Consider the following 20,529-nt stretch of genomic DNA (forward strand, 5'->3'; position numbering starts at 1 on the left):
CTGGGCTCAAGGTTATCCTTTTGCCGTCTCGAATAAGAAAAAGGAATAGTTGATATGGCTTTCACCCGAACTCGTCTCATTACCATCGCCACTCTCTTTACCGCACTTACCGTTTCCAGCTCAGCTTTCGCACATGCGCATCTAAAGCATCAATATCCAGCGGCAGATGCTGCGGTAACGGCTGCGCCGCAGGCGATTACCCTTAATTTCTCTGAAGGAGTTGAAGCGAATTTTAGCGGACTTACGCTCACCGGGCCACAGCAAACAGTCGTGAAGACTGGTACGGCTAAGCGCAACGAAAAAGATGATAAGCAGCTTATTGTTCCAGTCGATGAGGCTATGAAACCGGGTGATTACCAGGTTGATTGGCATGTAGTATCCGTTGACGGACATAAGACTAAAGGGAAGTATCACTTCTCGGTGAAGTAAGCCGGATGCTATCAGGTTTCTATATCGCGCTGCGATTTATTCATTTTACTGCATTAATGGTGCTGCTTGGCAGTACCATCTCATGCTCATTGCTTGCTCCTCAAGCGTTTAAACCGGTTCTTATTCGCCGACTAAAATGGCAATGGCATTCTGCCGTTTGGATGACGTTGCTAAGCGCAATATTGTTGTTATGTGCTCAGGCTGGGATGATGGGCAGTGGTTGGCGAGATGTCATTAACCCCCAGATTTGGCTGGCGGTTCTTGGCACGAGCTTTGGGTCCATCTGGTTGTGGCAGATATTATTGAGTGTGGTGACACTTGTAGTGTTGTTGCTGAAACCGCGCCCTTTGCAATCCATGCTAATGATCCTTGCGGCGGCACAACTTATTTTGTTGGCAGGTGTCGGGCATGCCGCGATGCGTGAAGGGATTGTCGGTGGCTTACAACGCATAAATCATGCAGTGCATCTTCTTAGCGCTGGCTGGTGGGCTGGCGGATTACTGCCGCTTTTGATGTGCATGCGCATGGCTCAAAAACCGCGCTGGCGGGGCTGTGCGATTACCGCGATGATGCGTTTTTCGCGTTACGGGCATCTGGCGGTTGCTGCTGTAATACTCAGTGGACTAATCAACAGCCTGATGATTTTAGGCTGGTCACTCCCACTGGAAAGTAACTACATGCGCTTCTTGTTGGTGAAGGTTGCCTTTGTTGCCGTGATGGTTATTATCGCCCTGTATAACCGCTATTTTTTGGTGCCGAGATTCAATCGTATGCCAACAGCCATAAAGCAGTTCATCCAGTTAACGTGGTTGGAAGTCATTTTGTCGGTGGTGGTGCTCCTTGCTGTAAGCATTTTCGCTACCTGGGAACCATACTGAAGACGTTATTAGCTCAAGAGATATTCATGAAAAAAAGTATTTTGACGCTGTTATTACTGGCTTGCACAGGTAGTGCGTTAGCCGCACCGCAAATTATCACCGTAAGCCGTTTTGAAATGGGCAAAGATAACTGGGCATTTAACCGTGAAGAGGTAATGCTAAGTTGCCGCCCTGGACATGCGCTTTTTGCAATCAACCCAAGTACCTTGATGCAATACCCGTTAAGCGACGTAGCGCAACAACAAGTGAGTAGCGGCAAAACCACTGGCCAGTCTATCTCCGTGATTCAAATTGATGATCCTAAGACACCGGGACAAAAAAAGAGTCTTGCTCCATTTATTGAGCGTGCTGAGAAGTTGTGTAACTAAAATGCTATAACTCACTAATTAACAATAAAAAACCGCAATAACCGTAGACCGGATATTGCGGTTTTTTGTCTAAAATATTACCTAAACCGCAGTTTTTTTCTGAACACTTTTGCGCCAGACTGGAAAACCTGCGCCGGTAATCTATTCTTAGAAGGCAAGGCGATGTCTGCCTGCATTAATGCCAACTTTTAGCGCACGGCTCTCTCCCAAGAGCCATTTCCCTGGACCGAATATAGGAATCGTATTCGGTCTTTTTTTATATGTCTTTATATACAAAGGCTTGGCGGTACACTGTCTGGATGTTCACGAAAAAATTTCAACTTTCCCTATTGGAACTGACGTAAACCCCGTAACAGAATCATAACAACATAAACTTCTTTTTGGATGAATCCAAATACTTTTCGAGCATTTTTCTGGGTGAAGATGGGACTGTTTAAGCCAAAAAAATCAAAACACTCTTCAAAAGCTTCTGTTCACCTGATGTCAGAATCCATTAACTTACTGAGCTTTATATTGAAAATATCACTTCAGTGGGAACAGTATCAGAATCACAACTTTGATGAATTATCATCACTTAAATCTTCCGTATTCATCTGATATTGCTCTCAGTTTTCCAGGTTTGTGTATTTCCCGCAAATACTTGTAGCCTTGATTCAGTTTTTGCATCATTAATGCGGCAGTCCCACCACTTATTACACCCACGGAATGCCCTGCCAATATTTATGTATTTGCTATGTTTTCTGACTGCGCTTCAATTATTGATTATTTATCATTCTAAAATGAGGTGAGTAGTCTTGAGGAGATGCTTACATTCTTTTAATATTTCTCTGTTCATTTTTAATCTGTAGTTGGAGTTTCTGTTGCAGGTAGATAGCTATTTTTTTCTTTGAGGAGATCTTTTGACATAGGTTGCCGCATGTTTTCACCAGTAGGGGAAATAGGGGACATAAACCATTTATTATATAACTCATCAAATCGTTTTGAGATAAACAGGTTTTTTAACTCTTCATTGATGATGGGCTCTATTTCATCTGCATCCTTAGCTATCACCATTCCATAGGGTATTACGTCACCAAATCCTTCGGTACTCATTTGATAGTCATCTCTGTCAGCCATTTCAGCTAACTTGCTATGTATGATAATGTCATCAGTGACAAATGCCGAGATGTGCCCTTGTTCTAGTAAATCAAATCCTTCATCGAAACTTCTCATCAGCTTAACTGAGATCGAATAGTTAATGTTTTGGTTCATTGCAGAGAGTAATAATGCAGATGTTCCGCCACTAATAGCACCCACGGTCCGTCCCGAGAGCATCTCCAGGCTATTTATATGCTGCGATTTTTTAGCCAGAAAATTTGTCCGTGTAAAAAACCATGGCTTTGAAAAATTAACAAATTTATTACGCTGCGCTGTATTTCCGGCAATGGCACAGAGAATGTCTGCTTTATGATGAATTATATATTCAAAGCGCGCAGCTGAAGAAATTTCTACCCATTGTATATTTATATTTGTGTTGTAGCGTTTTTTTATACTATCGACAACACCCTGGCAGATATCCACCGCCATACCCGTCGGTTTTCCATTTAGCTCCCAGGAAATAGGCTTGGAACTACCCACCCAAGCCAAGGTAATACTATGCGTGCTAAGTACTTTATTAAGAACAGGATCGGCAACAGCATTGCTGCAAAAAAATATCATAGCAGCCAACAGAAAAGAACCAATCATTTTACAATAAGTCAAATGACTAAGCAAAAGTAAGCCTCCATTAATTAAAATGGCTAAAGTAAAATTATATATTTCGAAAATATCGGCGGTATTGTAATTGCTTTTATGTTGGTTTACTAATAATTGTCTTTCCAATAATAGCCATTAATATCAATCTTTGTGGTATGCCTCAATATTCATCTCCCTGAAATCGTCCACATGAAAACCCTTGTTTGCTCAGAGGATAGGTCTGAGATAGGGATCACATTAATTAGCATCCATACTATCCTCTCTGTACAATCACGCCCGACCTGAAGGTCGCTTCAACTAATAACGACAAACCTGCAAAGACAAAACTATGACCACAACTCAAACTGAAACACATCGTCGGGAAAACTCTCTCGCCTCGGTTTTGCGTAGCCCTCGTTTGCTCGCTCGCGAATCCCTTGCGGGAGTGGTAACGGCCTTGGCACTCGTACCTGAAATCATTTCATTCTCAGTAATCGCTGGTGTTGACCCGAAAGTCAGCCTCGTCGCCTCTATTGTGCTTTGTTTATCCATGTCACTGCTTGGTGGGCGCCCTGCAATGGTGACAGCTGCTGCTGGCTCAGTAGCATTAGTTATCGGTCCAATGGTGCATCTGCATGGTGTTGAATATATTTTCCCGGCGGTGTTGCTGGCAGGGTTAATCCAGATTTTATTCGGTATCACTGGTCTTGCTCGTATGATGCGCTATATACCGCTGTCGGTGATGACCGGGTTTGTGAACGCGTTGGGCATTCTCATTTTCTTTGCGCAGGTGCCGCATATTTGGGGGGATAACCCGCTGATCTGGGGGCTGTTTGCGCTGACGCTGCTCATCGTACTGTTTCTGCCGCGCGTGTTCAAAACGGTCCCATCGCCACTGGTGGCGATAATTGTCATTACCGCGCTGTGCATCGGAATGGGGCTTTCAGTTCCAACTGTGGGTGAGGCCGGGCCAATGGCGGCGGGGTTGCCGGGTCTGACGCAACTGCTGGTGCCGTTGAATGTCGACACTTTACGAATTATCTGGCCTTGCGCTTTGAGCATTGCCTTCGTTGGCTTAATGGAGTCGTTGTTAACCGCCAAACTCGTTGATGAGCTGACTGACACACCATCGAGTAAACGTCGTGAATGTTGGGGGTTGGGAGTATCTAACATCTTCGCCGGTTTTTACGGTGGTATTGCCGGCTGCGCTATGATTGGCCAGACCATGGTCAATGTGGAACTTGGCAAGGGGCGTACGCGTATCTCGACAATTGCTGCTGGCTTAGTGCTGTTGCTGTTAGTCACCGGTTTAAGTGAACTGATGGCAAAAATTCCAATGGTGGTTTTAGCCGGAATTATGGTGATTGTGGCGGTGAAAACGCTCAACTGGCACAGTGTTAAACCCGCTACCTTAAAAAGAATTCCCATTCCGGAAACTTTAGTGATGGTGAGTACTGTCGCAGTGACCGTTGCGACCGGAAACCTGGCATTGGGTGTCGTCGGTGGGGTGGTTTTTGCGATGATCTTGTTTGCTCGCCGAATTGCCCACGTGGTACGCGCAGAAAGAACATTAGCTGAAAACGGGCAATCCGTAAGATATACGGTAACCGGGCCGTTGTTTTTTGCCAGTAGCAACGATTTGGTTGAACATTTCCAGTATGCCGACGATCCGCAAAACGTGATTATTGATTTGTCGCAGGCCCAAATTTGGGATGTATCGACAGTTGCCGTGCTTGATGCTATCGAAACCCGCTATCAACGCTATGAAAGCAAAGTACAAATTGTCGGTCTCGATTTACGCAGCAGCGACTTCCACGAGCGGCTGAGCGGCAAAATTTGACGACCATTCTCGAGGTAATCCAGATTTATTTGATGAGAAAATGGCAAAACTGTGAATCTGCCGTTACTTTTACAATGTTAAGGCTGCTAGATTAGCTTTAGTTCCAGAGTGAAACGGAGGTGCCAGATAGTTTTGAAACTGATCCTCAAAAGTAAACTGGTGGGTTCGTGGTAGGTTTAATGACCACATTCCCTTGGGGCGTAAGCCATATTTCATCGCTTTAAGAAGCGTAGTATTTACCAGACAACTCGTATCACCTCTCTAAAGGCTGCATTTATGCAGCCTTTTCTATTTGTAACGCTGACTTGCTTTTCCTTCAACTCCCACGAACGCAGTGTGCTGATTGTGTCTCAAGCCGTATGGCGGCAAAATAAGTAAAAAATCGTACGCCAATAATACGTTTGAAGGATATGAGCATGGTTAATGCAGCGCCTCGCCTGGAAACTGAACGTCTAATTCTCCGCCATTTTACGCTGGATGATTTTCCGGCATTAGCTGCCTGTTGGGCGGACCCAGAAATGGTGAGGTTTATTGGTGGTGGACAACCGCAAGGCCCGGAAATGACTTGGGGAAGATTGCTGCGTTACATCGGTCATTGGCAGGCGCTGGGTTACGGCTACTGGGCTGTTTTTGAAAAAGAGACTGAGCGTTATATTGGTTCGTTTGGTTTTCAGGACGCACAACGTGAGTTAACTCCAGCGCTTGAACTTCCAGAAGCAGGATGGTCACTGATTCCAGCTGTTCACGGTAAAGGCTATGCCAGCGAAGCGCTAAACGCGATTCTGCAATGGGCTGACCGTGAGTTTACGACACCAGTTTGTTGCATTATTGATGATGACAACCTGCGTTCCATCCATCTGGCTGAGCGATTTGGTTTCCAGTTCCAGCATTTTGTTGAATACCACGGCAAGCAAATCAAAATGTTCATTCGTTCTGCCCGCTAACCATTACTGCCCACTGGTTTATAATTGAGCAATAAATAAACAAAGTGGGGGCGGTATGTATCAGAGAATTGACGGCGAAGAGTGGCGGCATGTGTTTATTGTTGGTGATTTACACGGCTGTCTCTCTGAATTAATTAGCCAGCTTAAACTTCATCATTTTGACTATCATCAGGATTTACTTATCTCGGTGGGTGATCTTATCGATCGCGGTGCAAACAGCCCGGGATGCCTGGCACTGCTCGGTAGTAAGTGGTTCAAAGCAGTAAAGGGCAACCATGAAGCGATGGCTTTAGAGGCGCTTGACGAAGGTGAGGGGATCCTCTGGCAGATGAACGGTGGTGATTGGTATCGGGAATTGCCAGAACAGCGTCAACATAATGTGCAGCTAGCCTTATTACAGTGCCGCGATTTGCCGTTGGTGATTGAACTTCATACACACGACAAGACGCTGGTTATTGCTCATGCAGACTACCCTTCAGCACATTACAGTTGGAATCAGCCCGTCGATGAACATTTACTGGTCTGGAGCAGGGATCGGCTTAATAAGAATTTACAGGGACGAGGCGAGGATATCGACGGAGCTGATGAGTTTTACTTCGGGCACACGCCGCTCAAAGAAGTGAGTCATTTTCATAATCAATATTATATTGATACCGGCGCGGTGTTTGGTAATAAGCTGACTATGGTGCAGGTTCAGTAACACTACAACGAGCTGTATTCTTGCGCCGGGCGCCAGAAACTATCAATAAAATCTTCCACCGGGAAACAGCCACCGTAGCGTATCCGCTGCTCATCCATAGCGAACAGGCACTGCTGTTCAGTATTAAAGACATCTACCACAATATCTTCGCAGCCGCCGTCCAGGTAGCAAACAAATAAAACCAACGCAAACATGATTGCCTTTGAGTTGCACCGTTTGGCTTAATTGTAGGGGAAGTCACGAGAAGAGGGTAATCAGTGTCAATTAATTAACCCGTCTGGGCGACGGGTCACTTTGAGTTATGCAAGGCGCATGACCCAGGCATCAGATTTTTGGTCGTAATGGTGACGGTAGAGGACTGAATGTTCGCCATCAAGGACGGCGGGAATGCTTGTTTCATCATCCCAGGCATCAAGTTGCATGCACAGGTCCGGGTCGGATTTACAAGGGATGCTCAACGTGCGGTCCCCTTGCTGCTCGCCATGTAATTCAGCATCATCAATTTCGAAGATGCCTATTCGTACGCTAGTTTTCGTCATCTCGCTCTCCTTGGGTCTGGGTACATGTGGTATGACCAGTAAGGCCTCCCACAGTAGAGCGTAGACAAACGTACAAAAACTGCAAACTACATGGCGACTATTTTTTTTACGCATCAGCCCCTGGCGGCAAACAGTTTTCCGTCGCGAACCAATTCACGCGGATAGCTATTTTTCAGGCGAGATCCAACTTTTCTTGCCAGACCAAGAGGTTGCCCCTGGTATGTCACAACAACCTCATTTAGCGCGGGTGATACATCGGGGTAAATATCGCGACCGTGATACCACTCGTCCGCTTCAAATTCAGTAAGCGCAAATCCTAGCGGTGAATCACCAGGCACCAGGGCTATGACGGCTTCATGCTGCCAGCGGTAACCTTTGTTGTATTGCTCAGCAAGGCGCAAACCAATACGTGAAAAACGAACCTGGCCAAATAGCGGAATAATCTCTTTGGGAAATAGCCAGATTTCTTTATCTCTCAACCAAAGTTGTTGGTCAGCTTGCCAGGCGATCCCAGACTGTTTTGCAGCAGCGGTTACTTCCGCAGCTTGTTTTCCGTGCATTGGTACAAACGGGAATTTCCCCACTTTGTAACCGGGGGCCGGGAGCGCTTCTACGGATGCAGTTTTGCGCAGACGAGCAACAAAGAATCCTTCGCAATCGTAAATTTGCGGGAAAACATGCAGGTAGCCTTCGGCGGTAATAGCTTTATTCGCCTCTGGGAACAGATCGTCAAGCGGGGCGATTTCAACTGCATCAGGCCACTCATCCAGTAACCACTGGCAAATTTTCTGATTCTCTTCACGGTTTAAAGTGCAGGTGGAATAGATCAACGTACCGCCGGGGCGCAGCGCATGAAAAGCACTGGCAATCAGCTCACGCTGCGTATCGGCAATGCTCGCAGTGCTTTCTGGCGTCCAGTTGCGCAGGGCGTCAGGATCTTTACGCACCACACCTTCACCTGAGCACGGGGCGTCCAGCAAAATTGCATCGAAACACTCCGGTAGCGCAGCACCAAACACCCGGCCATCAAAATGCGTCAACGCGACGTTGCTGATACCACAGCGGCTGATGTTAGCGTGTAGCACTTTTACCCGACTAGCGGAATATTCATTGGCAAGGATAGCGCCATGATTGCCCATACGCGCAGCAATTTGCGTGGTTTTGGAACCAGGTGCCGCCGCGACATCCATAATCCGGTCCGGTTGATTGCCGTCAGCAAACAATGCCGTAACGGGTAACATTGAACTGGCTTCCTGAATGTAGAACAGACCACTTAAATGTTCGGCAGTACTACCCAGCGGCAGGCTTTCTTCATCATCTCGTTCAATCCAGAACCCTTCTGCGCACCACGGAATCGGTGTCAGATGCCAGTCATAAGAGGCGACAAGCGCAAGAAAATCGTTGACCGAAATCTTGAGGGTATTTACACGCAAGCTGCGACGCAATGGGCGCTGGCAATACTCGATAAAGCTCTCGAGAGTTTGATCTGCCGGGAGTGCATCACGAATAACATCAAGAAAAGCTTGCGGGAGAAAGGCGGTGTGAGAGTGAGCCACTAAGGAAGTCCAGAAAAAAATGAAGGAGCGATGGTAACACAAACGCCCCGGTGAGACACCGGGGCGAAAGTATTAGCGAGGCAGTGCGGTGCCCCATTGACGCCACTCTTTAGGCTCACTTTGCTCTAACAGGAAGTGTTTACCCGTTTCTGCTTTCGGTGCCAGTGGTGTACCAGGCGGTGTGGCGAAGGCGATACCACCGCGGATGAACTGGTTGAAGGTGCCGGTTTTCACTACACCACCCGTCAGACCGAAATCGAGACTATAACCAGAGGCCAGCCAGAATACTGAGCTATCACGCACCAGATGCTGGAAGCGCTTGCTGATACGCAGGCCGACCATCACGCGGTCAGAGAGGTTGCCGAGGGTTAACCCGGTCACCGTACCCACTTCGATGCCGCGGAATAGTACTGGCGTACCGATGTTTAGTGCGCCCGCTTCAGTCACTTCTACAACGATGTTCAGACCGTCTGAATAGCGAGAGTCGGTAATAGAGGCTTCCTGCAATTCAAAGTCACGACGTGCTGCGCCGCGGCCGGGTTCAACGTTGATATAAGGCTGGAGGATAGTATCGAGATTATCCACGCCAGAGGCCGAAATTTTCGGGGTGACAACAGAGAAGCGTGTGCCGCTGCGAGCAAATGTCTCTACAAACTCAGGGTAGAGTACAGCTTTGGCTTCTACTTCACTGCGTGAAGCTGTCAGATTCAGCGACTCAAGCTGGCCGATGTTAATACCCAGATAACGGATTGGCATACCTGTGGAAAGCTTACCTGCGTCAAAGGTGTGCAAGGTAATCTGGCTGCCAACGGCACGGGCGGCGGTTTCAGAGGCGTAAAGTATCCGCTTATCACCTTTTTTCAGGCCGACGCTTGCGCCACTTAAGTTGTCGAAACTGATTGCCCCTTTTAAGGCGCGTGAAAGCGGTGAAGCCTGAACCGTCAGGCCGCTACCGTTAAGTTGCACGCGTGCGCCACCTTCAGCCCAGAAGACGCTGTTGGCGGTAAGCAGACTGCGATATTCCGGTTTAACGTTGACGTCGATATCAAAACTATTCGCTCGTGGACGCACGCTGATAATTTCACCGACCTGGAATTTACGATAAAGCACCACTGAGCCGGTCTGAATATCTGGCAGGCTGGCCGCGGTTAACGTTAATGTGGTCGTTGGTAGGTCGCTCAGGCTGTTTTCCACTGCCTTTTCAAGGTTGGCGTAGAGTGGATAGCTATCTTTCATAGCGCCTTTGTTACCTGGAATGACCCTGACACCGCCGTTGACCCATTCGCTGGCGCTGGCGCCCAGGAATTCAACGCCATCAATACCCAGCTTTACATCAATACGGCTGTTGACGACGAATTTGCTGTCGCCCTGAATCAAATGGCGATATTCAGGATCAATAGCTGCGGAGAAGGTGACGCCTTTTGCCGATAATTTGCGCTCAAGAATCTGCCCTACCTGCACGCCATGCAAAATAATCGGCTGGCCTGCATCAATGCCATAACTTTCCGGTGCCGTGAGGTTCAGGGTCAGAACATCAGGTTGCTGCAAAAGAGTTTTATCGCTTGGGAAAACCACAAAATGATTTTGCGGTTCACCTTCACCGGGCACCAATTCAAAAGTACTTCCCGTTAACAGGCTGCTGATATTCGGGTTGCTGAGGGAAATCTTTGGGCTGCGCAATTCAATGCGTGTCCCGCTCCGCATCAGATTGACAACGCTTGGGTCCACCGTCATTTGACCGGTTACCGTGCTGCCTGGATTGAGGTTTAGTTTTGTCAGCGTTCCGACTTCAAGCCCTTGATACATCAGCGCGGTTGAACCGGCGTTTAAACCTTGTCCGCTCGGCAAATCAAGATCGATGATTACGCCACGCTGGCTATGCGCCAGATCTTCATACAGGCCAAATTCATCATCAGCTTTGGCTTCGGCTGAGTTTTCAGGTGAGTCAAAGGCGATAGCGCCGTTGACCAACGCCGCCAGGCTTTCTAGCTGAACTTGTGCGCCGGAAAGACTTACGTTGGCTTTTACGCCGGATACGTTCCAGAAACGGCTGCCTTTCTTCACCAGTTGGGTGAAGCGGCGATCAATAAGCACGTCAATAGTGACGCCCTGCTTATTGTTGTTGATGGTGTAGTCATACACTCGGCCTACCGGAATTTTGCGGTAATAAACGAGCGATCCACTGTTAAGCGAACCTAAGTCAGGAGCATGAAGATGAATCATCAACTCGCCGTTATTTAGGCGATATTTCGGTTGGGTATCCAGCGCGGTAAAATGCTCCTGCGGCTTGCCTTTACCTGGCATCATGCCGATATAGTTACCGCCTACCAACGCATCTAGCCCAGAAACCCCAGCCAGCGAAGCTTTCGGGGTCACCAGCCAGAACTGAGTATCTTCACGCAGTGCGTCTTTCATATCGCTTTTGACGCTGACTTTAACTTCAATTTTGCGCAGGTCTTTACTTAGGCTGATGCTTTGCACCGTGCCTACTTCAACACCCTGATAGCGTACAGGTGTGCGCCCGGCAACAATGCCGTCGGCTGAAATAAAATCAATAGTCGCCGTGGTGCCGCGCTCTTCCCAGGTTGTCCAGATGAGCCAACTGGCAATCATCAAGGCGATAATTGGCAGTAACCAGAAGGGCGAAATTCGGCGTTTTGTTTTAATTCGCGCTTCAGTCGGTGAAGCGGGCATTTCCTGACTCATGTGCGTCCCAAAGTAGTCGGCTATCCAGCCATTCGACTGCAAGAATAGTTAAAATAACCGCTGCGCCAAAATAAAACGCAGCCGGTCCCATAGTAAATGCCAGTAATTGATCGCGGTTAACCAGCGACATCGTTAGCGAAATAACAAAGAGATCTAAAATTGACCAGCGGCCAATCCAGGTAATAAAGCGTAGCAGCAAAATTCGCGTTCTAAGTCCTCGCTCGCATTTGAAATGAATGCTTACCAGCAGTGAAATCAGCACGATAACCTTAGTAAATGGCACCAGAATACTGGCAATGAAAACCACTGCGGCGACGGCAACATTACTGCTAGCTAGAGAGATAATGCCGGAAAGAATAGTATCTTCCTGACGCGAACCATTGACGTAAAGAATCGAAATTGGCAGTAGGTTGGCCGGCAGTAGGAAAATTAACGAACCGATTAATGCTGCCCATGATTTTTGTAAGCTGTGGCGACGACGTGCTCTTAATGGCACATGGCAACGAGGGCAACGCCCACGGCTGTCAGGCACTCCTGTGAAATGGCAGCCCAGGCAAACTCGTAACTGGGGACCCCACGCTCGAGGAGGTCGCTGTGGATAAAAGCGAGCCCATAGCTGTTCTACATTTAGGTGAATTAGCGTCAACAGGCTCAGCACCACTAATGCAATAAACGCCACGAGACCTACGCCCGGTTGGATAAATGCAAACTCTCTGACTTTGATGCAGGCCACACCGATAGCGACCAGATAAATATCTAACATTACCCATTCTTTGAGTTTATCAAGCATGAGTAAGACCGGGCGTAAATTCATCCCAAGAATATTACCAAAGTAGAGGTAAGCAATTGCGGCAACTAATGTTGCTGGCGCACCCACAGCACAGAACAACACCATTGCGGCTGTCAGGGGATCCCCCTGGCTAGTCATCTGCCATATGCCCTGGAACAAGTTGGCATCTATTCGTGTACCCAGTAAATAGATGCGTACCAGAGGCTCGGAAAAAGCGACAGGCATAAGCAGTAGCATGGCAATTGCCATTGCCGCCAGACGAGTAAGTGACCAGTCGCGTCCATGGTAAACTTTGGCATCGCAGCGTGGGCAATACGCGCTCTGCGAGGATTTAACCGACGGTAACGAGAAAAGTGTATCGCATTGGGGGCAACGCTGATAACGTGCCTGCGGTACAGCATGGCTAATGGCGTGTATTTTCATGTGTCATCGTAAACTGGGAATACCGCTGGCGCATGGGGTATCTCAATGGGTTATGAAATATTCGTTAAGCGTATAGTAATTCATTGAATGATACACCTTGTGGCATAAGGCATTTAATGCTTATTTTACTATGCTATGCAGTTGAGTAAGACAACATACTATGGTTAATCAATGAACAAAGAACAATTTTACGCGGACTTGAACCGCGATTTCAGTGCGTTAATGGCAGGTGAAACAAGTTTTTTGGCGACGTTGGCAAATACCAGCGCGTTGCTGTTCGAACGTCTCGACGGTGTTAACTGGGCAGGCTTTTACCTATTAGAAGACGAGACTCTGGTTCTGGGACCTTTCCAGGGCAAGATTGCTTGCGTTCGTATCCCGGTAGGAAAAGGTGTTTGCGGTACTGCGGCTTCCACTAAAAGCATCCAGCGCGTCGAAGATGTGCATGCTTTTGATGGTCACATCGCTTGTGACGCTGCCAGCAACTCCGAAATTGTCCTGCCACTTACGGTAAATGGCGAGCTAATAGGTGTTCTGGACATTGATAGCACGGAGTTTGGGCGCTTCACACCTGAAGACCAACTCGGCTTATCTCAACTGGTGACGCAGCTTTCGCTGACGCTTGCCGACACGGATTTTAAAAAATTCTTCACTCGTTAGCATGATAAACAACGGATAACGTGGCATTTGCTGATAGCGTCATTATAATGTCGCCTGTTCATGCCTGCGGATTGTTGGCAACTCCGTTGTAATCAGGAAATTTCATGGAAAATCAACCTAAGTTGAATAGTAGCAAAGAAGTCATCGCCTTTTTGGCAGAGCGTTTCCCACAGTGCTTTAGCGCTGAAGGTGAAGCCCGCCCCCTGAAGATTGGTATCTTCCAGGATTTGGTCGCGCGCGTTGAAGGGGAGATGAGTCTCAGTAAAACTCAACTTCGCTCCGCGTTACGTCTTTATACTTCAAGCTGGCGTTACCTGTACGGTATCAAAGTCGGCGCAATCCGTGTTGATCTCGACGGTAACCCTTGTGGTGAACTCGATGAGCAGCACGTAGAGCATGCTCGCAAGCAGCTTGAAGAAGCAAAAGCTCGTGTTCAGGCACAGCGTGCAGAGCAGCAAGCGAAAAAACGTGAAGCGGCTATTGCTAACGGCGAAACCGTTACCGATAAACCTCGTCGCGAACGCAAGCCTCGTCCTGCTCCGCGTCGTCCAGAAGCTACAGAACGTAAACCTCGTGTAGAAAAACCGGCGCCGCAAGCTCCGCGTGAAGAAAAACGCACTCCGGTTACAGACATTTCTGCTTTGCAGGTGGGTCAGGCAATCAAAGTCAAAGCGGGTAATAACGCGATGGATGCCACAGTACTGGAAATTACCAAAGATGGCGTCCGTGTACAGCTGACTTCTGGTATGGCAATGATCGTACGCGCAGAACACTTGCAGTTCTGAAACGGAGGCCAGACCCGGGCATGAACAAATTCTTTAAGCGTACGGCTGTCGCTAGTCTGTTGTTTCTTGCAGGTAGCGCACTGGCCGTCGAAAATATCACGCAAGCTTCTCAAATCCCGCAGTTAAAGGAAGAGACACAGCATGCAACGGTGAGTGAGCGTGTAACTTCACGCTTCACTCGCTCGCACTATCGTCAGTTTGACCTGGATGAAAATTTTTCCGCAAAAATTTTCGATCGCTATCTAAACCTCCTCGACTATAGCCACAACGTGCTGCTAGCCAGTGATGTTGAGCAGTTTGTGTCGCGGAAAAAACACATTGGCGATGAATTGCGCACCGGTAAACTGGACGTATTTTACGATCTCTACAATCTGGCCCAACAACGTCGTTTTGAACGTTATCAATACGCGTTGAAGGTGCTGGAAAAACCTATGAATTTCACGGGTAACGATACCTTTAATGTTGACCGCAGCAAATCGCCGTGGCCTGCAAACGTTACAGAGTTAAATTCCCTGTGGGACAGTAAAGTTAAATTTGACGAACTGAGCCTGAAGCTGACCGGTAAGACCGATCAGGAAATTCGTGAAACGCTGACCAAGCGTTATCAGTTCGCCATTCGCCGTCTGGCTCAATCCAATAGCGAAGATGTTTTCTCTCTTGCGATGACAGCCTTTGCCCACGAAATCGACCCGCATACCAATTACTTATCGCCACGCAACACAGAACAATTCAATACCGAAATGAGTTTATCTCTGGAAGGTATTGGTGCTGTGCTGCAAATGGACGATGACTACACGGTTATCAACTCGATGGTAGCGGGTGGTCCTGCTGCGAAAAGCAAAACGATTACCGTTGGTGACCGTATTGTTGGTGTCGGCCAAACAGGGAAACCTATGGTTGATGTGATTGGCTGGCGTCTTGACGATGTCGTTGCGCTGATCAAAGGGCCTAAAGGTAGCAAGGTTCGCCTGGAAATCTTACCTGCAGGTAAGGGTACTAAAACACGTGTGGTTACCTTAACCCGTGAACGCATTCGTCTTGAAGATCGCGCCGTCAAATTGACGATTAAAACGGTCGGTAAAGATAAAGTGGGTGTGCTGGATATCCCCGGCTTCTACGTTGGTCTGACAGATGATGTCAAAGTCCAGCTTCAGAAGATGGAAAAACAGAACGTGAAAGGCGTGATCATCGATTTACGCTCGAACGGTGGCGGTGCATTGACCGAGGCTGTCTCACTTTCTGGCCTGTTTATCCCAAGTGGCCCAGTTGTTCAGGTACGTGATAACAACGGTAAAGTGCGTGAAGATAGCGATACTGACGGCGTTGTCTACTACAAAGGTCCGCTGGTGGTGATGGTTGACCGCTTTAGTGCTTCGGCTTCTGAAATCTTTGCAGCAGCAATGCAAGACTATGGGCGTGCACTGATTGTGGGTGAGCCTACCTTCGGTAAAGGCACTGTTCAACAGTACCGTTCTTTGAATCGTATCTATGATCAGATGCTGCGTCCGGAGTGGCCTGCGCTTGGTTCTGTGCAATACACCATCCAGAAGTTCTACCGCATTAATGGCGGAAGTACTCAGCGTAAAGGTGTAACGCCAGACATCATGATGCCTACTGGTACTGAAGAGACTGAGACTGGCGAGAAGTTTGAAGATAATGCGCTCCCTTGGGATAGCATCAACGCCGCTACTTACGTTAAGTCAGGCGATCTGACTCAGTTTGAGCCGCAATTGCTTAAACTGCACCAGGATAGAATAGCAGCCGATCCTGAGTTCCAGTACATCATGAAGGATATTGCTCGCTTCAATGCCCTGAAAGATAAGCGCAATATTGTTTCCCTGAATCTTGCTCAGCGCGAGAAAGAGAACCAGGAAGATGATGCTACGCGTCTGGAGCGGATTAATGACCGCTATAAACGAGAAGGAAAAGCGCCGTTGAAGAAACTCGACGACCTGCCGAAGGATTATCAGGAACCTGATCCTTATCTCGATGAAACGGTTCATATCGCGCTGGATTTTGCAAAAATGCAGCAAGATAAACCAGCTGAGCAACCCGCTCCTGCTAAGTAACTCCTCCAACGGGCACAAAATTTTGTGCCCGTTTTTTTTACCTCTATCAAGCCGCGTAAATCAACCTCTTCTTAAATGTAAAGTTATGTATTATTAACCACTTGGCAACGATGAATGCTTGAAAATAGCAAGCTTGCCCCTACGATGTGGGGTAACGCAGAATGCGTATTTTTAACCGAGGTAAAAAGAAAATTATGATGCGTATCGGGCTTTTCCTGTTGACCAACCTTGCAGTCATGGTCGTTTTCGGGCTAGTGCTAAGCCTGACGGGGATCCAGTCGAGCAGCGTGCAGGGTCTGATGATCATGGCGGTGTTGTTTGGCTTTGGTGGTTCAATCATCTCATTACTGATGTCCAAATGGATGGCATTGCGTTCAGTGGGCGGGGAAGTGATTGAGCAACCGCGCAATGAAACAGAGCGCTGGCTGATGGAAACAGTGCGCCAACAGTCTCAGCAAGCGGGTATCGCCATGCCGCAGGTGGCTATTTACCATGCGCCAGATATTAATGCGTTTGCCACCGGCGCTCGTCGTAATGCATCGCTTGTTGCTGTTAGCACCGGTCTTCTGCAGAACATGAGCCGTGATGAAGCAGAAGCGGTTATCGCACACGAAATCAGCCATATCGCGAATGGCGACATGGTAACCATGACGCTGATTCAGGGCGTGGTGAACACCTTCGTAATCTTTATTTCTCGTATCATCGCGCAAGTCGCTTCTGGCTTCTTGTCTGGTAATCGGGATGAAGGTGAGAGCAACAACGGCAACCCGTTTGTCTATTTTGCCATTGCGACTGTTCTGGAACTGGTATTTGGTATTCTGGCGAGCATCATCACAATGTGGTTCTCACGTCACCGTGAATTCCATGCTGATGCCGGATCTGCAAAATTGGTCGGTCGTGAAAAAATGATTGCCGCACTGCAGCGCCTGAAAACCAGCTATGAACCGCAAGAAGCCAGCAGCATGATGGCGTTTTGTATCAATGGTAAGGCGAAGTCTATGAGTGAATTGTTCATGACTCACCCACCGTTGGATAAACGTATTGAAGCGCTGCGTAACGGCGAATACCTGAAGTAGTCGTAAAACGTGGTAAAAAAGCGTGCCATCGCTGGCACGCTTTTTTTATGCCTGCGAAGTCGTAGGTTGGGACATGCGTAAACTGCTGACAATGGCGGCGATGGTTGCAAAACTCCCTGCCAGTAAAAGCGAGGCATGCGTTCCGTGAATCGCGAAAAGGTTGAACATCAAAGCCACCAGGGCTGCACCGCAACTCTGTCCTAATAAACGAGCCGTGCCTAACATGCCACTAGCACCGCCGCTGCGGTTACGCGGCGCTGAAGAAATAATGGTGTGGTTATTAGGTGACTGGAACAAACCGAACCCAGCACCGCACAAAAGCATGCGCCAGATGATATCGATATCGGTAGGGTTGTGTGGTAACAGCGCTAAAGCAAATAAACCGAATGCCATAATAACAAGCCCGAGCCCACCCAGCAGCCCTGCATGTACTCGCCCAATCAAATGACCTGCAACCGGAGCCATTATCATTGTTGCAATTGGCCACGGTGTGAGAAGCAGACCCGTTTCGACTTCGCTGCGTCCTAATGTTGATTGCAGGAAGAAGGGAAGTGAAACCATCGCTAGCATTTGAGCGGCGAAGGAACAAACGGACGTTCCCATAGATAATGAAAATACAGGAATACGCAATAAATCCACGGGTAACAGAGGGAAGGGCAGTTTCAGTTGGCGACGAATAAAGAAGAAGCCAATCACAGCTAATGCAACGAGCTCGGAAATGATCAGCCACCCTGACTGCCCTTGGGCAAAACCACTAATTGCCGAGATCAACAGACCGAACGTCAAGGCATTCATAATCGCGCTGGGGATATCAAAGCGTTGGCCCTGTGATTTTTGTTGATTGGGAGGTAGAAAACGAATTGCTAGCAATAGCGCGAGAATACCAATTGGCACATTAATCAAAAACAGCCATTTCCAAGACGCGACAGAAAGAATAGCGGCGGCAATAGTTGGCCCGGCAGCTGAGGATACGGCGACAATAAACGAGTTAATTCCCATTCCGCGGCCGAGATGTCTTTGCGGGTAGATAAGCCTGATGAGAGCAGTATTGACGCTCATTAATGCGGCACCGCCAAAGCCCTGAAGCACACGAGCAAACGTCAACATGGGCAATGAATTCGACAGCGCACAGAATAGTGATGTCATGCAAAACAGAATCAGCCCGCACTGATATACCCGGCGATAACCAAAAATATCGCCTAAGAATGACATCGACAGTAACGAAATAATTATCGCGATTTGATAGCTGTTCACTATCCAGATGGATTCTGCCGGACTGGCGTTTAGTTCTCGGGCAATAGTTGGAAGTGCTACGTTTGCGATCACGCCATCCAGAACTGCCATTGTGATACCCAACGCAATGGCCAAAATAGCACCATAGCGCTGCGGTATTGGCAGCCCATCAGCAAGGGTTTTATCCATAAGGGAAATTTAACTTCATGGGTGATTTATTCGAAGAGCAATAATAATAGCACTAAATTTAAGGGATATGTCGCAGATTTGTAACGAAATAGAATAGATTCATTGCGATGACATGGTAGTCAACTTATACTAAAAACCAGTTCTGATTTTTATAAAACAAATGCGATCGAGGTGATTTAATGGCTATCGCAGATCTGGATAAACAACCTGATTCTGTCTCTTCTGTCCTGAAAGTTTTTGGCATTTTACAGGCGCTTGGCGAAGAACGCGAAATTGGTATTACTGAATTATCGCAACGCGTAATGATGTCAAAAAGCACCGTCTATCGCTTTTTGCAGACTATGAAATCCCTGGGTTATGTTGCTCAGGAAGGCGAATCTGAAAAATACTCGCTAACCCTAAAGCTGTTTGAGCTGGGTGCGCGTGCATTGCAGAACGTTGATTTGATTCGTAGCGCAGACATTCAAATGCGAGAACTATCGCGTTTGACGAAAGAAACCATCCACTTGGGTGCGTTGGATGAAGACAGTATTGTCTATATCCATAAGATTGACTCTATGTACAACCTGCGCATGTACTCGCGCATCGGTCGTCGTAACCCATTGTACAGCACCGCGATTGGTAAAGTGCTTCTGGCGTGGCGCGATCGCAATGAAGTGCGTGAAATCCTTGCTGATGTGGAATATAACCGCAGCACTGAGCGCACTATCATGAGTACCGACGAATTGTTGGACGTTCTGGATACCGTGCGTGAGCAGGGTTACGGTGAAGATAACCAAGAACAGGAAGAAGGTTTACGCTGCATCGGCGTACCTGTTTTTGACCGATTTGGAGTTGTTATTGCCGGTTTGAGTATTTCATTCCCGACACTTCGTTTTTCTGAAGACAGGCTCCATGAATATGTAGCGATGCTTCATGACGCAGCGCGAACTATTTCTGAACAAATGGGTTATCACGAATATCCATTCTGATGAAAGAGAAAACGCCGCTATTTAGCGGCGTTTTCTTTATATGTTCCTAGTTACCCGTATCGATAACTTCATCACTTTTACGCAATACTGGGCAATCGCTAAGTCCGATAATTCCACTACTGGTATGAACAAATTGTGCGGTGGTGACATTTCGAGCAGTTAGGTATTTGCATTGAAGCCCCATACCTGCAGCATTTTCATGACTTCCAATCAAAACTCCATATCCAGAGAGGAGTAAACCGATCCACAAAAGCGCTATTACAATAATAGTGCGGATCACAATACGCATAGGTGCCTCTTATTATTAAGTAATTAGACTTCTAAGCGTAGCGGATTGCACTGTACTAGCAATGTGATGATTCTTAAATAATATACGTGAGAGTTATGTGTCGTTTAGGCTGTCTATGTCAGACTTTACAATAAATAGGAAAGAGGTGGAGAGTGTAGTGAGAAAGTACAGATGGCTTATTCTGATTGCGGTTTTTTTCGTCTGCATGCTGCTATGGACCCAAATGGTCAATGTAATGTGCGATCAGGATGTACAATTTTTCAGCGGCATTTGTACAATTAATAAATTTATTCCCTGGTAGTGTGTTTTTATCCACATAGTGCTTACCTTAAGACCCGGCAGGTGTAGAATAGCGCGTTTTGCTGAGGTGG

General features: G+C 47.6%; 20 protein-coding genes. 12 read left to right on the forward strand and 8 right to left on the reverse strand.

The window, feature by feature from the left end:
• Positions 1–54 precede the first annotated feature (54 nt).
• The 3 genes from yobA to AC0IXI_RS09995 are packed head-to-tail and all read left to right on the forward strand — an operon-like array spanning position 55 to position 1,675.
• Entirely contained in the window at positions 55–429 is a 375-nt protein-coding gene (yobA, locus tag AC0IXI_RS09985) for a CopC domain-containing protein YobA (RefSeq protein WP_064511926.1), read from the forward strand.
• A 5-nt stretch (positions 430–434) separates the two neighbouring features.
• Positions 435–1,307, forward strand: a complete 873-nt coding sequence (gene copD, locus AC0IXI_RS09990) for a copper homeostasis membrane protein CopD (protein ID WP_413498842.1) — start codon at positions 435–437, stop codon at positions 1,305–1,307.
• Between the two features lie 26 nt (positions 1,308–1,333).
• A complete protein-coding gene (locus tag AC0IXI_RS09995) occupies positions 1,334–1,675 on the forward strand; it encodes a YebY family protein (protein ID WP_471682330.1) in 342 nt (113 codons plus the stop codon).
• Between the two features lie 837 nt (positions 1,676–2,512).
• Here the strand turns inward: AC0IXI_RS09995 and AC0IXI_RS10000 are convergent.
• Complete coding sequence (locus AC0IXI_RS10000; protein WP_471682331.1) at positions 2,513–3,535, reverse strand: transporter substrate-binding domain-containing protein; 1,023 nt, start codon at positions 3,533–3,535, stop codon at positions 2,513–2,515.
• Between the two features lie 202 nt (positions 3,536–3,737).
• Here AC0IXI_RS10000 and AC0IXI_RS10005 point away from each other — a divergent pair, with 202 nt between their 5' ends.
• The 3 genes from AC0IXI_RS10005 to AC0IXI_RS10015 all read left to right on the forward strand — a co-directional run bounded on the left by AC0IXI_RS10005 (position 3,738) and on the right by AC0IXI_RS10015 (position 6,872).
• Positions 3,738–5,228, forward strand: a complete 1,491-nt coding sequence (locus AC0IXI_RS10005; protein ID WP_471682332.1) for a SulP family inorganic anion transporter — start codon at positions 3,738–3,740, stop codon at positions 5,226–5,228.
• A gap of 416 nt (positions 5,229–5,644) precedes the next feature.
• Positions 5,645–6,172, forward strand: coding sequence for a GNAT family N-acetyltransferase (locus AC0IXI_RS10010; RefSeq protein WP_134182074.1), 528 nt, complete (start codon positions 5,645–5,647; stop codon positions 6,170–6,172).
• A 55-nt stretch (positions 6,173–6,227) separates the two neighbouring features.
• On the forward strand, positions 6,228–6,872 hold the full coding sequence (locus AC0IXI_RS10015; RefSeq protein ID WP_064511920.1) for a metallophosphoesterase: 645 nt from the start codon (positions 6,228–6,230) through the stop codon (positions 6,870–6,872).
• Between the two features lie 2 nt (positions 6,873–6,874).
• On the opposite strand, the gene AC0IXI_RS10020 is transcribed toward AC0IXI_RS10015, so the two are convergent.
• The 5 genes from AC0IXI_RS10020 to yebS all read right to left on the reverse strand — a co-directional run bounded on the left by AC0IXI_RS10020 (position 6,875) and on the right by yebS (position 12,886).
• Positions 6,875–7,066 (reverse strand): YdfD/YebW family protein, encoded by a 192-nt coding sequence (locus AC0IXI_RS10020; RefSeq protein ID WP_064511919.1) that lies wholly within the window; start codon positions 7,064–7,066, stop codon positions 6,875–6,877.
• Positions 7,067–7,171: 105 nt separating this feature from the next.
• Complete coding sequence (locus AC0IXI_RS10025; RefSeq protein WP_471682333.1) at positions 7,172–7,411, reverse strand: YebV family protein; 240 nt, start codon at positions 7,409–7,411, stop codon at positions 7,172–7,174.
• Positions 7,412–7,524: 113 nt separating this feature from the next.
• Positions 7,525–8,967: a 16S rRNA (cytosine(1407)-C(5))-methyltransferase RsmF gene (gene rsmF, locus AC0IXI_RS10030; protein WP_134182078.1), complete on the reverse strand. Its 1,443-nt coding sequence runs from the start codon at positions 8,965–8,967 to the stop codon at positions 7,525–7,527.
• A gap of 72 nt (positions 8,968–9,039) precedes the next feature.
• Positions 9,040–11,673 carry a PqiB family protein gene (locus tag AC0IXI_RS10035; RefSeq protein WP_471682334.1) on the reverse strand — a complete coding sequence of 878 codons (2,634 nt, stop codon included), beginning with the start codon at positions 11,671–11,673 and terminating at the stop codon, positions 9,040–9,042.
• Positions 11,642–12,886, reverse strand: coding sequence for a membrane integrity lipid transport subunit YebS (yebS, locus tag AC0IXI_RS10040; RefSeq protein ID WP_064511871.1), 1,245 nt, complete (start codon positions 12,884–12,886; stop codon positions 11,642–11,644). Before yebS ends, AC0IXI_RS10035 begins: the two co-directional genes overlap by 32 nt.
• 171 nt (positions 12,887–13,057) lie before the next feature.
• Here yebS and AC0IXI_RS10045 point away from each other — a divergent pair, with 171 nt between their 5' ends.
• From AC0IXI_RS10045 to htpX, 4 genes are all read left to right on the forward strand, one after another.
• On the forward strand, positions 13,058–13,546 hold the full coding sequence (locus tag AC0IXI_RS10045) for a GAF domain-containing protein (RefSeq protein WP_064511870.1): 489 nt from the start codon (positions 13,058–13,060) through the stop codon (positions 13,544–13,546).
• Between the two features lie 104 nt (positions 13,547–13,650).
• Complete coding sequence (gene proQ / locus AC0IXI_RS10050; protein WP_034455172.1) at positions 13,651–14,331, forward strand: RNA chaperone ProQ; 681 nt, start codon at positions 13,651–13,653, stop codon at positions 14,329–14,331.
• A 20-nt stretch (positions 14,332–14,351) separates the two neighbouring features.
• Positions 14,352–16,400, forward strand: coding sequence for a carboxy terminal-processing peptidase (prc, locus tag AC0IXI_RS10055; protein WP_471682335.1), 2,049 nt, complete (start codon positions 14,352–14,354; stop codon positions 16,398–16,400).
• 194 nt (positions 16,401–16,594) lie between these two features.
• Positions 16,595–17,476 (forward strand): protease HtpX, encoded by an 882-nt coding sequence (gene htpX, locus AC0IXI_RS10060; protein WP_034457026.1) that lies wholly within the window; start codon positions 16,595–16,597, stop codon positions 17,474–17,476.
• Positions 17,477–17,521: 45 nt separating this feature from the next.
• Here htpX and AC0IXI_RS10065 read toward each other — a convergent pair whose 3' ends face one another.
• A complete protein-coding gene (locus tag AC0IXI_RS10065) occupies positions 17,522–18,898 on the reverse strand; it encodes an MFS transporter (RefSeq protein ID WP_064511868.1) in 1,377 nt (458 codons plus the stop codon).
• 179 nt (positions 18,899–19,077) lie between these two features.
• Here AC0IXI_RS10065 and kdgR point away from each other — a divergent pair, with 179 nt between their 5' ends.
• Positions 19,078–19,869 carry a DNA-binding transcriptional regulator KdgR gene (gene kdgR / locus AC0IXI_RS10070; protein ID WP_034455177.1) on the forward strand — a complete coding sequence of 264 codons (792 nt, stop codon included), beginning with the start codon at positions 19,078–19,080 and terminating at the stop codon, positions 19,867–19,869.
• Positions 19,870–19,915: 46 nt separating this feature from the next.
• On the opposite strand, the gene AC0IXI_RS10075 is transcribed toward kdgR, so the two are convergent.
• On the reverse strand, positions 19,916–20,158 hold the full coding sequence (locus AC0IXI_RS10075) for a YobH family protein (protein ID WP_034455179.1): 243 nt from the start codon (positions 20,156–20,158) through the stop codon (positions 19,916–19,918).
• A 157-nt stretch (positions 20,159–20,315) separates the two neighbouring features.
• Here AC0IXI_RS10075 and mgrB point away from each other — a divergent pair, with 157 nt between their 5' ends.
• Complete coding sequence (gene mgrB / locus AC0IXI_RS10080; protein ID WP_074391970.1) at positions 20,316–20,459, forward strand: PhoP/PhoQ regulatory lipoprotein MgrB; 144 nt, start codon at positions 20,316–20,318, stop codon at positions 20,457–20,459.
• The last annotated feature ends 70 nt before the right edge of the window (positions 20,460–20,529 follow it).

The sequence above is a fragment of the Buttiauxella sp. AC038 genome, assembly GCF_979253565.1.

Excerpts from the sequence above, each read along its gene's own strand:
- yobA (WP_064511926.1), top strand. The coding sequence starts at position 55 with ATGGCTTTCACCCGAACTCGTCTCATTACCATCGCCACTCTCTTTACC.
- copD (WP_413498842.1), top strand. The coding sequence starts at position 435 with ATGCTATCAGGTTTCTATATCGCGCTGCGATTTATTCATTTTACTGCA.
- AC0IXI_RS09995 (WP_471682330.1), top strand. The coding sequence starts at position 1,334 with ATGAAAAAAAGTATTTTGACGCTGTTATTACTGGCTTGCACAGGTAGT.
- AC0IXI_RS10005 (WP_471682332.1), top strand. The coding sequence starts at position 3,738 with ATGACCACAACTCAAACTGAAACACATCGTCGGGAAAACTCTCTCGCC.
- AC0IXI_RS10010 (WP_134182074.1), top strand. The coding sequence starts at position 5,645 with ATGGTTAATGCAGCGCCTCGCCTGGAAACTGAACGTCTAATTCTCCGC.
- AC0IXI_RS10015 (WP_064511920.1), top strand. The coding sequence starts at position 6,228 with ATGTATCAGAGAATTGACGGCGAAGAGTGGCGGCATGTGTTTATTGTT.
- AC0IXI_RS10020 (WP_064511919.1), bottom strand. The coding sequence starts at position 7,066 with ATGTTTGCGTTGGTTTTATTTGTTTGCTACCTGGACGGCGGCTGCGAA.
- AC0IXI_RS10025 (WP_471682333.1), bottom strand. The coding sequence starts at position 7,411 with ATGACGAAAACTAGCGTACGAATAGGCATCTTCGAAATTGATGATGCT.
- AC0IXI_RS10035 (WP_471682334.1), bottom strand. The coding sequence starts at position 11,673 with ATGAGTCAGGAAATGCCCGCTTCACCGACTGAAGCGCGAATTAAAACA.
- yebS (WP_064511871.1), bottom strand. The coding sequence starts at position 12,886 with ATGAAAATACACGCCATTAGCCATGCTGTACCGCAGGCACGTTATCAG.
- AC0IXI_RS10045 (WP_064511870.1), top strand. The coding sequence starts at position 13,058 with ATGAACAAAGAACAATTTTACGCGGACTTGAACCGCGATTTCAGTGCG.
- proQ (WP_034455172.1), top strand. The coding sequence starts at position 13,651 with ATGGAAAATCAACCTAAGTTGAATAGTAGCAAAGAAGTCATCGCCTTT.
- prc (WP_471682335.1), top strand. The coding sequence starts at position 14,352 with ATGAACAAATTCTTTAAGCGTACGGCTGTCGCTAGTCTGTTGTTTCTT.
- htpX (WP_034457026.1), top strand. The coding sequence starts at position 16,595 with ATGATGCGTATCGGGCTTTTCCTGTTGACCAACCTTGCAGTCATGGTC.
- AC0IXI_RS10065 (WP_064511868.1), bottom strand. The coding sequence starts at position 18,898 with ATGGATAAAACCCTTGCTGATGGGCTGCCAATACCGCAGCGCTATGGT.
- kdgR (WP_034455177.1), top strand. The coding sequence starts at position 19,078 with ATGGCTATCGCAGATCTGGATAAACAACCTGATTCTGTCTCTTCTGTC.
- AC0IXI_RS10075 (WP_034455179.1), bottom strand. The coding sequence starts at position 20,158 with ATGCGTATTGTGATCCGCACTATTATTGTAATAGCGCTTTTGTGGATC.